This is a genomic window from Ectopseudomonas oleovorans (assembly GCF_029845265.1).
Lineage (GTDB): Bacteria > Pseudomonadota > Gammaproteobacteria > Pseudomonadales > Pseudomonadaceae > Aquipseudomonas > Aquipseudomonas oleovorans.
This window is the reverse complement of the sequence record NZ_JAOCLK010000005.1, coordinates 51,743-64,209: the sequence shown is the minus strand read 5'-3', so window position 1 is coordinate 64,209 and position 12,467 is coordinate 51,743. Positions and strand designations below refer to the sequence as shown.

9 protein-coding genes are annotated in these 12,467 nt (G+C 64.2%); 4 read left to right on the top strand and 5 right to left on the bottom strand.

The annotated features are described in order from the left end of the window. Nucleotides 1-192: 192 nt before the first annotated feature. From dsbD to N5J71_RS04120, 3 genes are all read right to left on the bottom strand, one after another. A complete protein-coding gene (dsbD, locus tag N5J71_RS04130) occupies nt 193-1,977 on the bottom strand; it encodes a protein-disulfide reductase DsbD (RefSeq protein WP_279916371.1) in 1,785 nt (594 codons plus the stop codon). A gap of 167 nt (nt 1,978-2,144) precedes the next feature. Next, nucleotides 2,145-4,109: a methyl-accepting chemotaxis protein gene (locus tag N5J71_RS04125; protein WP_279916369.1), complete on the bottom strand. Its 1,965-nt coding sequence runs from the start codon at nt 4,107-4,109 to the stop codon at nt 2,145-2,147. Between the two features lie 96 nt (nt 4,110-4,205). Beyond that, on the bottom strand, nt 4,206-5,810 hold the full coding sequence (locus N5J71_RS04120) for a response regulator (RefSeq protein ID WP_074856137.1): 1,605 nt from the start codon (nt 5,808-5,810) through the stop codon (nt 4,206-4,208). Between the two features lie 257 nt (nt 5,811-6,067). On the opposite strand from N5J71_RS04120, the gene N5J71_RS04115 reads away from it, so the two are divergent. The 4 genes from N5J71_RS04115 to speA all read left to right on the top strand — a co-directional run bounded on the left by N5J71_RS04115 (nt 6,068) and on the right by speA (nt 10,415). After that, the gene (locus N5J71_RS04115; protein ID WP_279916368.1) at nt 6,068-7,129 is read left to right on the top strand and encodes a DUF2333 family protein; all 1,062 of its coding nucleotides are present in this window, start codon (nt 6,068-6,070) and stop codon (nt 7,127-7,129) included. Beyond that, nucleotides 7,129-7,677, top strand: coding sequence for an NUDIX hydrolase (locus N5J71_RS04110; RefSeq protein WP_084340334.1), 549 nt, complete (start codon nt 7,129-7,131; stop codon nt 7,675-7,677). The genes N5J71_RS04115 and N5J71_RS04110 overlap by 1 nt, the downstream gene beginning before the upstream one ends. A gap of 331 nt (nt 7,678-8,008) precedes the next feature. Continuing rightward, nucleotides 8,009-8,380: a translation initiation factor Sui1 gene (locus tag N5J71_RS04105; RefSeq protein WP_039965134.1), complete on the top strand. Its 372-nt coding sequence runs from the start codon at nt 8,009-8,011 to the stop codon at nt 8,378-8,380. A gap of 121 nt (nt 8,381-8,501) precedes the next feature. Further along, complete coding sequence (gene speA / locus N5J71_RS04100; RefSeq protein ID WP_004425099.1) at nt 8,502-10,415, top strand: arginine decarboxylase; 1,914 nt, start codon at nt 8,502-8,504, stop codon at nt 10,413-10,415. Nucleotides 10,416-10,543: 128 nt separating this feature from the next. Here the strand turns inward: speA and N5J71_RS04095 are convergent, their stop codons facing one another. Together N5J71_RS04095 and N5J71_RS04090 are read right to left on the bottom strand one after the other, a co-directional pair. Further along, entirely contained in the window at nt 10,544-10,999 is a 456-nt protein-coding gene (locus N5J71_RS04095; RefSeq protein WP_004425098.1) for a DUF2214 family protein, read from the bottom strand. Nucleotides 11,000-11,033: 34 nt separating this feature from the next. Next, on the bottom strand, nt 11,034-12,383 hold the full coding sequence (locus tag N5J71_RS04090) for an MATE family efflux transporter (protein ID WP_257598206.1): 1,350 nt from the start codon (nt 12,381-12,383) through the stop codon (nt 11,034-11,036). Nucleotides 12,384-12,467: the final 84 nt, after the last annotated feature.

Sequence of the window (12,467 nt, the reverse complement as noted above, 5' to 3'; positions counted from 1 at the left end):
TGCCTGCTGTTTGCGGCAGAAATATGACTATAGCGTTGGTTTTGGTCGTTGCCAGGCGCTAGCGATGATCGTCTTGGCGGCGTTCAGCTACCTGGGGATGGTCTGAAATAGTTGTCATTCCCGCGAAGGCGGGAATCCAGACCCCGCAGTACCTGGACTCCCGCCTTCGCGGGAGTGACGGTTTGGGGCTTTTCAGCGTTTTCCTAGGCGGTTGCTGGCCTGATCCAGGAGCCCTGCGAAGGCGGCGGCATCGATCTCACCTACGACACGCAGATCGAGCAATTCGTCACCATTGCCGGCGAACAACTGGATGGCCGGTGGCCCGAACAGGTTGTAACGATCCAGCAGAGCGCGCTGGGCGGCATTGCTTTCGGTGATATCGAAGCGGATCAGGCGCCAGCCGGCCAGTTTGCTGCCTACTTCGGCATTGCCGAACACCTCGCGCTCGATGACCTTGCAGCTGATGCACCAGTCGGCGTACCAGTCCAGCAGTAGCGGTTGGCCGCCGGCTTTGGCCTCGGCCAGTGCGGCGTCCAGTTCGGCGGGGCTGCTCAGGGTTTGCCAGGCACCGCTCTTGGCGCTGCTTTGGCCGGCACCAGCCAGCTGGCCGAGTGGCTTGAGCGGGTCGCTTGCACCCTGTAGCGCACCGACCCAGGCGGCCAGGGCATAAACCAGCAGTGCCAGACCGGCGATCTGGCCGAGCTTTTGTCGATGTGTTTTGGGGCCGAACTCCAGCGCACCGAGGAATACCGCCACACCGCCAGCCAGTAGCCCCCATAGAGCCAGACTGAGACTGCCCGGCAGTACGCGCTCGAGCAGCCAGACCGAAACGGCCAGCAGCAGCACGCCGAAGGCATTGCGCACCGTGACCATCCAAGTGCCGGTTTTCGGCAGCAGCGCACCTCCGCCAACGGCGAACAGCACCAGCGGCGTACCCATACCGAGGCCGAGCGCGAGTAGCTTCAGGCCGCCGCCCAAGGCATCGCCACTGGCGCTGATATAAAGCAGGGCACCGACCAGCGGCGCCGAAACGCAGGGGCTGACCAGCAGGCTGGAGAGTACGCCGAGCAGGGCTGCATTCAGATGCGAGCCGCCATGGGTTTTGCCTGCCAGGCGATCCAGAGGTTCACTGATGAAACGAGGCAGGCGCAGCTCGAACAGGCCGAACATGGCCAGCGCGAAGAAGGCGAAGAAGGCGGCGAAAGGCACCAATACCCAGGCCGATTGCAGGCGAGCCTGCAGATTGAGGCCCGCGCCGAACAGCCCCATCAGCGTGCCGAGAATGGCGAAGCAGGCGGCCATCGGCAGGACATAAGCCAGTGACAGGGTCAGGCTGCGCAGGCCGCCCAACTGGCCGCGCAGCACCACGCCGGAGAGGATCGGCAGCATCGGCAGCACGCAGGGGGTGAAGGTCAGTGCCAGACCGCCGAGGAAGAACAGCGCCAGCACTTTCCAGTTCCAGCCTGTCGCGACCGGTGCCACATCACCGCTGGTGGCGGCAGGCATATCACCGACCTCGATGAACTCGCTTTCCGGCGGGTAGCACAGGCCCTTGTCGGCGCAGCCCTGATAGTCCACCTGCAGGCGCAGCGGGCGGTTATCCGGGTTGTCCAGCGGCACGCGGATATCCAGCACGCCGTAGTACACCTCGACATCGCCGAAGTATTCATCGTGCTTGGCTTCGCCTGCTGGCAATTGGGCGTCGCCGAGCACCAAGTCCGCCGGTTCGACGCTGAAATTGAATCGATGGCGATAGAGGTAGTAACCCTCGGCCGCGACGAAGCGCAGCGTCACTGCCTGTGAGTCGCTGCTCACCAGGCTCAGCTTGAAGGCTTCACGCACCGGCAGGAAATCGCTGCTGTTGTTCAGCGGTGCGCCAATCGGCGAGGTAGCAGGGCGCTGGTCGAACAGGTTGGCACTGGCGGGCAGGCTCAGGCAGAGCAGAAGCAGGGGAAGCAGCAGTCGACACAGTGACATCGGGCGAATATCTCGGCGAAAGGTGGCGGCATGATACCGGAAAGCGCTCACCCGTATCGTCGTCGCCGCGCCGGGGCGTCGATTGCCGGGATGAGCGGAACCTTGGAGCAGGCCGGCCTTGTCGAGTTCCCGTGCAGATCAAGCCTGCGCTGCCGTGTCGCAGGCGCTTAGACGCGAAACGCCTGTACGGCGCTGTGCAACTGGCCACCCAAGTGCAGCAGGCGTTCACTCTCGCTGCGTCCGTTGGCGATCAGGCCGAGGTTGTCGTCGCCCAGTTGGTGGATGCGTTCGCCATGTTCGCGAATCTCACTGACCGCATCGCTCTGCTGGGCAGTGGCCTCGGCGATGCGCCCGGCCATGCTGGCGATGGTGCGGATGGCGCTGACGATCTCGTCCAGCGCACCATCGGCCGCTTCGGCCTTGCCCGCGGTCTCTTCGGCGTGTTCGACCTGCGCACGCATGGCCTGTACCGACTGGTGCGCAGCCTGTTGCAGGCGGCCGATCACATCCTGGATTTCCGCCGTGGCGCTGCCGGTGCGTTGCGACAGTGAGCGCACCTCATCGGCGACCACGGCGAAACCGCGGCCGGCCTCGCCGGCGCGTGCGGCCTCGATGGCGGCGTTGAGGGCGAGCAGGTTGGTCTGTTCGGCTATGCCGCGAATCACCGTAAGCACGCTGCCGATGGTGGCAGTCTCGTCGGCCAGGCGCTCGATGGCCTGGGCGTTGCCCTGCACCTCGGTGACCAGGGCATACAGCCCTTCCAGGCTCTGGCCGATGACCTGTTGGCCCTGGACCAAGGCGCGGTCGGCGTCGCGGCTGGCGTCGGCGGTCTGGCTGGCATCCTCGGCGACCTGGCCGATGGTTGCTTCCAGCTCGCCCAGCGCATCACGGATCAATGCCGTATCGCCGGCCTGGCGTTCGGCGCCAGCGTGCAGGCCTCCCGTGAGGTCGGCCAGCGTGTGGCTGGAGTCGGCAACCTGTTCGGCGTGATGGCGGATGCTGGCGACCAGCTCCACCAGGTAGCGGCGCAGGTGGTTGAGCGAATCCTCGATGTCACGCAATTCGCGGGTGCGCGAATCGATCGTGATCGTCATGGCGAAGTCGCCGCTGGCCCAGCGCGACAGGGCAGGAACCAGATGGCCCAGCACCTGCGACAGGCGCCGCTGGATGCGGTCGATGAGCAGGGCGATCAGCAGGATCAGGCCGATCATCAGGCCCTGGAGCAGGCGTACTTCACCCTGGATGCGGTCATATTCGTTCTGCACCAGCGGCTCCAGTGCCGCCAGTGCCTGCTGCACCTGGGTCACGCGTTCGGTGGTGGTTACGGCCAGTTGCTGGCGTTGCTCGACCAGCTCACGGGTGCGCTGCAGTTCACCGGGGTAGCGACGTACCAGGGCATTCAACTCACGCTTCAGCTCGATGCCACGGTCCTGCGCCTGTTGCTCCTGCTGTGCCTCATCCAGATCTAGCAGCGCGGCGAAACCGACGCTGGCAGAGCTATCGGCCTGCTGTACGCCGAGTAGCGGCAACTTATCCAGAGCCTCTGCCAGCTGAGCAAGAGCCTTGAGTTCGCGTTCGACATCGCCGAGTAGCTCACTACGACCCTGGCCGATGAAGCGCTCGCGGGCGTGGGCCAGCCTCAGCAGGCGCGAACCGGCTTCCTGCAGTGGTTTGCGGTAGTCACCGGCGGCGGGGCTGCTGGCATCTGCGACGTACTGGCTCAGTTGTTCCAGCGTGGCGAGCATCTCGCGTTCGGCCTGCAGCAGCAGCCCTTGTGGGTCGCCGGCCAGTTTGCCGGCCGCCAGCAGCTGATTGGCGCTGAAGTCGCGCAGTTGCTCGAGGCTTGGGCGCAGTTCGACGATCAGTTGCGGCGGGAGTTGCGCGAGGTCTTGCTCGAAGGTGTCGATGGCCTGGGTCGCGGTGCTGTGCTGCACGGTATTGCCGCTGGCCAGGTAGGCCAGGATGTTATCGGCCACCTGGCTCTGGAACTGCTGGGACAGCGTCAGGTAGCGCGCCATCAGTTGCATGGGCTGTTGCAAGGCGCGCTGCGACCACCAGAGTGTGGCCGCCAGCGCGACGCAGACAGTGACCAGCAGCGCTGTATTGAGGTTGGTGAGCAGCTTGAGGCGCATGGCGGGCTCGATCGACGACTGGACGATGGTCGCGAGCTTATTGCGGTTTGGTTGCTGTTTTATGACGGCGCAAGGGTAAGTGCAATCAGATTGCTATCAGTACAGCTCGACCCGATTACGCCCGCCATGCTTGGCCTTGTACAGTGCTTCGTCGGCGCGCTTGGACAGGGCATTGCCATCCAGGCCTGGTTGCAGCATGGCAATGCCGCAACTGAAGGTGCAGGACAGGTCCTGCGGCTGGGCTGGGTAATGGATTTCGGCGAAGCGCTGGCGAATTTCCTCCAGTACCTTGAGCGCCGATTGTTCATCGGTGTCGGGCAGCACCACGGCGAATTCCTCGCCGCCATAACGGCCGATATGGTCGGTCTTGCGCAGGCGTTGCTTGAGGAACAGCGCCAGGCTCTTGATCACCCGGTCGCCCATGGGGTGGCCATAGGTGTCGTTGACCTTCTTGAAGTGGTCGATGTCGAGCATGGCGAAGGCCAGCGGCTGCTCTTCGCGGCGTGCTCGGTAGCAGGCGTCGTCGAGCAGTTGCAGGGTATGGGTGTGGTTGTACAGGCCGGTGAGGCTGTCACGCACCATGCGCGCCTTGAGGTTGCGCGCACGTGCCGCGCGGTTGCGTACGGTGGCGATCAGGTGGCGTGGCTTGATCGGCTTGGTGAGGAAGTCGTCGCCGCCCTCGCTCATGGCATCGAGCTGCTTGTCGAGGTCGTCCTCGGCCGACAGATAGATGATCGGCACGCTGACGTAGCGGTCGTTGTGGCGGATCACCTTGGCCAGTTCGGTGCCGTTGCACTCGGGCATGTACATGTCGAGGATGATCAGATCCGGCTGGAACTCGGCCAGCGCATCCATCGCCAGGATAGGCTCGGTAAGGGTGTGGGTGAGGATGCCGGCACTGTTGAGTACGCGCTCGGTGTGCGTCGCCTGGGCTTTGGAGTCGTCGACGATCAGCACCTTGTACGGGTCGTATTGCGAGACGTGAGTCAGCACTTCGATGCGTTCGAGCAGGCTCGATGCATCCAGCGAGCCGGTGAAAAACTCCTGGCCGCCGGCGCGTACGGCGGCCAGGCGTGTCGGGGTGTCGGTGTCGCAGTGGCTGAAGAACAGCAGCGGAATCTTCTGCTCCAGGCCTTCCTGCACCGAGCCTGCCAGCTCCAGGCCGGCGCCGGCGAAGTCGACGTCCATGACGATGGCGGCGGGGTGGCGTTCGGTGATGGCGGCTCGGAAAGCACGTTCATCGCTCAGTGCCTGCGCGGCCAGGCCGAAGAACTCCAGTTGCTGGGCCAGGCGCTCGGCGCGTTGGGCGTCCTGCAGGGCGAGATACACCGGTTTGCGCAGCGGTGGCAGGAAGGTTTGCTCGAAGGCGTCGCTGTGGCGCAGGCCGGTACGTGAGAGGCGTTGCATGGCCTGATTGAGGCGAGCGATCAGCGTACTGTTGAGACGGCCGCGATTTTCCACGACCTCATCGAGGCTGGTGCCAATGCTTTGCGCCAGTTGCGCGTGCTCGATCTGCTCGAAGCGCTCGGCGTAACGCAGCAGGCGCAGGTTGGCCTCGGTCAGCTCGGCCATGCCGGCATCGTTCCATTCGCTGCGCTGCAGGCGCTGCCAGACTTCCAGCACCTGGCGCGCCTGGTGAATCACGCGCTGGGCGAAGTGATGCTTGAGGCGATCGCGACTGGGATCTGGGTGCTCGGTCATTGGCCGACTTCTATAGGTGGTTAAGTCAGTGGTGGCTTGATGCTATCAGCTGCTGGAGGCGCTGACATTGCCGTCGATCAATTGGCGTCGGTATTTCTGTCGAATAAGCGACAGAAATGTAGTTTTCTCTTACCAGCGGTAAGTTTGCCCCTCTGCCCTGCGTTTTGCTGTGGGCTTGCCTTATAGTGCGTAGCAGGTCGCAACCCGTTGGTCGGGTTGTGGTCGAACACTCGAATTCGCTTGAAAAGGACACTGCCATGCTGGATTGGAAGAATCGTGCGACGAACTCGCCAGACGGCGCCGCCAAGACCTCAGGGGGCGGTCGCAGTGGCGGCAGCCTGATTGCCCGAGCTCTGGGCGGCCTGATCGGTGTCTATCTGCTGATCGCGCTGGTGGTCGGCTGGTACTGGAGTCAGGAACCGTCTGCCTTCCAGGTCCAGCAGCATGCGCAGAATTCGGCGCAGCAGGCGCAACGGCAGATGGTCACCGGTTACACCTCGGTGGAAACCCTCAAGCAGGTCGCCAGCACGCTGCTCGACAAGCCTGGTGGTTACATTTCCAACGACCTGGCGCCGCCCGGTCTGTGGCTGGACAACATGCCGAGCTGGGAATACGGCGTGCTGGTGCAGGTACGCGATTTCTCGCGTGCGCTGCGCAAGGACTTCGCCCGTTCGCAGTCGCAGTCCACCGAGGACCCCGACCTGGCCAAGGCTGAGCCGCGTTTTCACTTCGACAACAAGAGCTGGGCGCTGCCGGCGTCCGAGTCCGAGTATTGCGAGGGCATCAAGTCGCTGGACCGCTACCTCGCTCGTCTGGCCGACCCGGCGCAGAGAAACGCGCAGTTCTATGCGCGTGCCGACAATCTCAATAACTGGCTGGGTGATGCCGGCACACGTCTTGGCTCGCTGTCCCAGCGGCTGTCCGCCAGCGTTGGTCAGGTGCGCCTGAACGAGAAGCTGCAGGTGGGCAGCGATGCCGAAGAGTCCGGGGTGATTGGTGAAGGCGGCGTTTACGAGACGCCCTGGCTGCAGATCGATAACGTGTTCTACGAGGCTCGCGGCCAGGCCTGGGCGCTGGCTCATCTGCTACGCGCCATCGAGGTGGACTTCGCCGACGTGCTGGCGAAAAAGAACGCCACCGTCAGCGTGCGCCAGATCATTCGTGAGCTGGAGGCCGCGCAGGCCACCCTGTGGAGCCCGATGATCCTCAACGGCAGCGGTTACGGTGTTCTGGCCAACCACTCGTTGGTGATGGCCAACTACATCTCGCGCGCCAATGCGGGTCTGATCGATCTGCGTCAGTTGCTGAGCCAGGGTTGATGGTCGCGATTTCGGCAGCGGAGGCGGCGCATCGTGCTGCCTCTGACCGCGAGCGGGTGGCCTGGGTCGACGAGCATGATCGGCCACTGGGTGGTGTTTCCCGGGCCGAAATGCGCGAGCGCCGGCTGATCGGGCGCGGCACCTACATTCTTCTATTCAATACGGCCGGTCTGCTGTGTGTGCATCGGCGCACCCTGAGCAAGGCGCTATATCCCGGTTACTGGGACGTGGCGGCCGGCGGCATGGTGCTCGAAGGCGAGGACTACCGCCTTTCGGCCGAGCGAGAGTTGGCCGAGGAACTGGGCATCGTCGATGCCGACCTGGTCGAGCATGCGCACTTTCTCTATGACGCTCCGGAAAGTCGCCTGTGGTGCATGACCTATTCGGCGGTATCCGATGCGCCGCTGGTGTTGCAGCCGGAAGAAGTACTGGAAGCGCGCTTTATCAGCGTCGAGCAGGCGCTGGAAGAAACCCGTCGTCTGCCCTATTGCCCCGATTCGCTGGCGGCGCTGGAGCGCTATATAAACAGGCCGCTTGCGGCCGGCTGATGACCCTCTCCCGCTTGCGGGAGAGGGTGCCCGAAGGGCGGGAGAGGGTGGCTGTGTTAGCTCCTGCGCGTAGGGTGCGCTGTGCGCACCGCCTTTACCCCGGATGCGGGGCCTTGGTGCGCACGGCGCACCCTACGGCGTCGCGGAATCCGAGCGCGCCGTGCGCGATGGCGAACGGCGTCGCCAAAGTGCCGCACAATGACGCAAATTTGGTCTTAGCAAGTCTGGCCTTTGCCGTTACACTGCGCGGCCTTTTCGGCGGACGTCTGTCCGCTTGCGCTGCCCCTGGCAGAAGGGCTTCGCCTATCCTGACCCCTACGAGGACAAGCCGGTGGTCAAGAAAGCCTCTTCATTTGCCGCCCTGAGCGGTCTCGTCTATTCCACTGATGGCGGTCGTCATTGCCCGGATTGCAACCAGGCGGTGGATGCCTGCATCTGCAAACAGACACGCATTCCCGATGGCGACGGTATTGCCCGTGTGCGCCGTGAAACCAAGGGCCGTGGCGGCAAGACCGTCACCACCGTTAGTGGCGTGCCGCTGGCCGAAGAGCCGCTCAAGGAGCTGGCCAGCGCCTTGAAGAAACGCTGCGGCACCGGCGGCGCACTCAAGGACGGGGTGATCGAGATTCAGGGTGATCACGTCGATCTGTTGTTGGCCGAGCTGAGCAAACGCGGTTTTACCGCGAAGAAGTCCGGCGGCTGAAGCGCCCTTTTCTAAACTTCGATGACGCTCGTACGGTCAACCGCCGAGCAAACGTCATCTTGCTTCCTTAATTTTTAAACTGGCCGCCAGTAAGGTCAGGCTTTTCTCATGGGAGAACCCGATGTCCGCACGACGCACCCGCAAAGACGACGGCAGCCAATGGACCGTAGCCGATAGCCGCAGTGTCTACGGCATTCGCCACTGGGGCGCCGGCTATTTCTCGATCAACGACGCCGGGCGTATCGAGGTGCGTCCCAACGGGCCGGACAGCCAACCCATCGATCTCTATCAGCAGGTCGACGAACTGCGTCAGAGCGGCCTGTCCCTGCCGCTACTGGTGCGCTTCCCGGACATTCTGCAGGACCGCGTGCGCCGCCTGACCGGTGCCTTCGACGCCAGCATCGAGCGCCTGGAATACCAGAACCGCTACACCGCGCTGTACCCGATCAAGGTCAACCAGCAGGAGGCGGTGATCGAGAACATCATCGCCACGCAGAACGTCTCCATCGGCCTCGAGGCCGGCTCCAAGCCCGAGCTGTTGGCCGTGCTGGCGCTGGCGCCGAAGGGCGGCACCATCGTCTGCAACGGTTACAAGGACCGCGAGTTCATCCGCCTGGCGCTGATGGGGCAGAAGCTCGGCCACAACGTGTTCATCGTCATCGAGAAAGAGTCGGAAGTCGCCCTGGTGATCGAGGAGGCCGCTGACCTCAAGGTCGCGCCGCAGATCGGCCTGCGCGTGCGCCTGTCCTCGCTGGCATCCTCCAAGTGGGCCGACACCGGTGGCGAGAAGTCCAAGTTCGGTCTGTCCGCCGCGCAGATTCTCTCGGTGGTCGAGCGCTTCCGCGCTGCCGGGCTGGATCAGGGCATCCGCCTGCTGCACTTTCACATGGGCTCGCAGATCGCCAACATCGCCGACTACCGCAAGGGCTTCCGCGAGGCCATCCGCTATTACGGCGAATTGCGCGCCATGGGTCTGCCGGTCGATCACATCGACGTCGGCGGCGGTCTCGGTGTGGACTACGACGGTACCCATTCGCGCAATGCCAGCTCGATCAACTACGACATGCAGGACTACGCCGATGCCGTGGTCGACATGCTCAAGGAGTTCTGCGACCGCCAGGAAATCCCCCATCCGCACATCTTCTCCGAGAGCGGCCGGGCGATGACCGCGCACCATGCCGTGCTGCTGGTGCAGGTCACCGATGTCGAGCGCCACAACGACAAGGTGCCGGAGATCGATGCCAGCGTCGAGCAGCCGGAAGTGTTGCAGGTGCTGATCGAACTACTGGAAGACAGCGACCCGGAAATGGTCGCCGAGACCTACTGGCGCGCCACCCACTACATCGAGGAAGTGGCCGCGCAGTATTCGGCTGGCAAGCTCAGCCTGGCGCAGAAGGCGCTGGCCGAGCAGTGTTACTTCGCCATCTGCCGTCGCCTGCACAACCAGCTCAAGGCGCGCCAGCGCTCGCACCGCGCGGTGCTCGACGAGCTCAACGACAAGTTGGCCGACAAGTACATCTGCAACTTCTCGGTATTCCAGAGCCTGCCGGACACCTGGGCCATCGGCCAGATTCTGCCGATCCTGCCGCTGTCACGTCTGGACGAAGAGCCGCTGCGCCGCGCCGTGCTGCAGGACCTGACCTGCGACTCCGACGGCAAGATCCGTCAGTATGTCGACGAGCAGTCGATCGAGACCAGCCTGCCGGTACACGAGATTCGCGAGGGTGAGGACTATGTGCTGGGCATCTTCCTGGTCGGCGCCTATCAGGAAATCCTTGGCGACATGCACAACCTGTTCGGCGACACCGACTCGGTGAACATCTACCAGGGGGGCGATGGCAGCGTGGTGCATGCCGGCATCGAGACCCACGACACCATCGAGGACATGCTGCGCTATGTGCACCTGTCGCCCGAGGAGTTGATGACCCACTACCGCGACAAGGTGGCCAGCGCCAAGATCAGCGCCCGTGAGCGTACCCAGTTCCTCGACGCTCTGCGTCTGGGCCTGACCCGTTCGTCCTACCTGGCGTCGTAAACCGCCTGCGGCAACTCCGGATGCAATCCGGGGATGGTGCAACGTCAGACATCGTTCCCGGATTGCATACGGGCTACGGTGCTGCTCTGTGGGCGGCGCTTTCGCGGCGATGCTTTGTGTCTCTCGGTTCAGCCAATGACGCCATGACCGCGCGCCATTAGCGTCGCCAGCAGCGGGATCACCAGCAACAGCAGCAGCTCGATGCGAATGCTCCAGGTCACCAGACGTACCTGCCGAGCGCTGGGCGCGGGCACCTGGCCTGTCTTCAGGGTTTTGCGCCATTTGATGAACACCACCGTGGGCACGATCGACAGCAAGCCGACCAGGATGAACAGCCCTAACTTCGCATGGAACAGGCTGTTGCCCATGTAGTAGGCGGCGCCCTTGCCGAACCACAGCACGCGGGCGACACCGGTGGCCAGCACCAGGCCGGCACAGATGCCGTAGACCAGGTCGGTGATCATCAGGCTGCGCGCGCGGGCAAGGTCAAGCGGCGCCTTGAACAGTACATGCTCGACGCTAAGCAGGGCGAACAGGGCGAAGATCGCCAGAAAATGCAGATAGGCGACGAGTGCGGCGGCCATGGGAGCTCCTTGCGGCAGACGGGCTGAAGGCGGATTAGCGGCCGGCTCGGGCGAACCACAGGTCGCGCCGCGACAGCTGCCAAGCATAGCCAGCCAGTACCAGGCTGCGCAGCCCCATGAAGGCCAGAAATGCCAACCACAACCCGTGATTGCCCAGGCCTTGCAGCCACCAGGCCAGTGGCAGTGCCAAAGCCAGGGCGATGAGCATGGCGTCGCGCATCTCGCGGGCCCGGGTGGCGCCGATGAACAGGCCGTCGAGCAGGTAGCTCCACACAGCCAGCAGCGGCAGCAGGGCCAGGTAGGGCAGGAAGGTCAGCGCCAGTTCGCGGACTTCGGCGATATCGGTCAGCAGGCCGACGAACCAGTGCCCGCCAAACAGGAAGAACAGCGCGAAGGCGGCGCTGGCTAGCAGCGACCAGGTGCCGGCCACCAGCAGCGAGCGGCGCAGCGCAGCGCGATCACGCGCGCCCAGGGCATGACCGCAGAGTGCTTCGACGGCATGCGCCAGGCCGTCGAGGGCGTAGGCGGTCAGGGTCAGACCATTGAGCAGCAGGGCATTGGCCGCCACCGTGGCATCGCCCAGGCGCGTACCTTTCACCGTGATCAGGAAGAACACCAGTTGCAGCGCCAGGGTACGGATGAAGATGTCGCGGTTGACCGCCAGCAATGGGCGCCAGTTGCGCCAGTGTTGCAGCGCGCGGCGGTCGAGTTGGCCGGGATAGCGTGCCAGCGCGCCACGGGCCAGCCACAGGCCGAGCAGGGCGCCGCTCCATTCGGCGATCACCGAAGCCCAGGCCGCGCCGGCCACGCCCCATTCCAGGCCGAGCACGAACAGCAGATCCAGCGATACGTTGATCAGGTTGGCGGTGAGCAGAATGGCCAGCGGGCCACGGGCGCTTTGCGTGCCCAGCAGCCAGCCGATCAGCGCATAGGTCGCCAGGCTGGCGGGCAGGCCGAACAGGCGAATCTGGAAATACTGGCGCGCCAACTGATCCAGCTCGGCGGAGGGTTGCATCAGGCTCAGTGCGGCACTGCTGAATGGCAGGGCCAGCAGACCCAGGAGCAGGGCCATGAACACGCCCAGACCGAGCCCCTGCACCAGCACCTGGCGCAACGCGCCGCCATCCTCGCGCCCTGCAGCCTGGGCGGCGAAACCGGTGCTGCCCATGCGCAGAAAGCCCATGGCCCAGGTCAGCAGGGTATACAGGCTGCTGCCGACTGCCACCGCAGCGAGCTGGTGGGCATGTGGCAGATGGCCGACCACGGCGGTGTCGACCAAGGCCACCATGGGCACCGAGAGGTTGGAGAGAATCATCGGTGCCGCCAGCGCCCAGACCTTGCGCTGGGTCGGGGTGTGGCGCCAGGCATCGAGCAGAGCGGACATGGACGGCTCCAGAAAAACGCCGATTATAGGCGCCCTGCGGAGTGTGCGCAGCTTGGCGGATTTCGTCGCCTTGCCTCGTCGGCG

Coding starts and splice junctions, on each gene's coding strand:
- dsbD (WP_279916371.1), bottom strand. CDS start 1,977: ATGTCACTGTGTCGACTGCTGCTTCCCCTGCTTCTGCTCTGCCTGAGC.
- N5J71_RS04125 (WP_279916369.1), bottom strand. CDS start 4,109: ATGCGCCTCAAGCTGCTCACCAACCTCAATACAGCGCTGCTGGTCACT.
- N5J71_RS04120 (WP_074856137.1), bottom strand. CDS start 5,810: ATGACCGAGCACCCAGATCCCAGTCGCGATCGCCTCAAGCATCACTTC.
- N5J71_RS04115 (WP_279916368.1), top strand. CDS start 6,068: ATGCTGGATTGGAAGAATCGTGCGACGAACTCGCCAGACGGCGCCGCC.
- N5J71_RS04110 (WP_084340334.1), top strand. CDS start 7,129: ATGGTCGCGATTTCGGCAGCGGAGGCGGCGCATCGTGCTGCCTCTGAC.
- speA (WP_004425099.1), top strand. CDS start 8,502: ATGTCCGCACGACGCACCCGCAAAGACGACGGCAGCCAATGGACCGTA.
- N5J71_RS04095 (WP_004425098.1), bottom strand. CDS start 10,999: ATGGCCGCCGCACTCGTCGCCTATCTGCATTTTCTGGCGATCTTCGCC.
- N5J71_RS04090 (WP_257598206.1), bottom strand. CDS start 12,383: ATGTCCGCTCTGCTCGATGCCTGGCGCCACACCCCGACCCAGCGCAAG.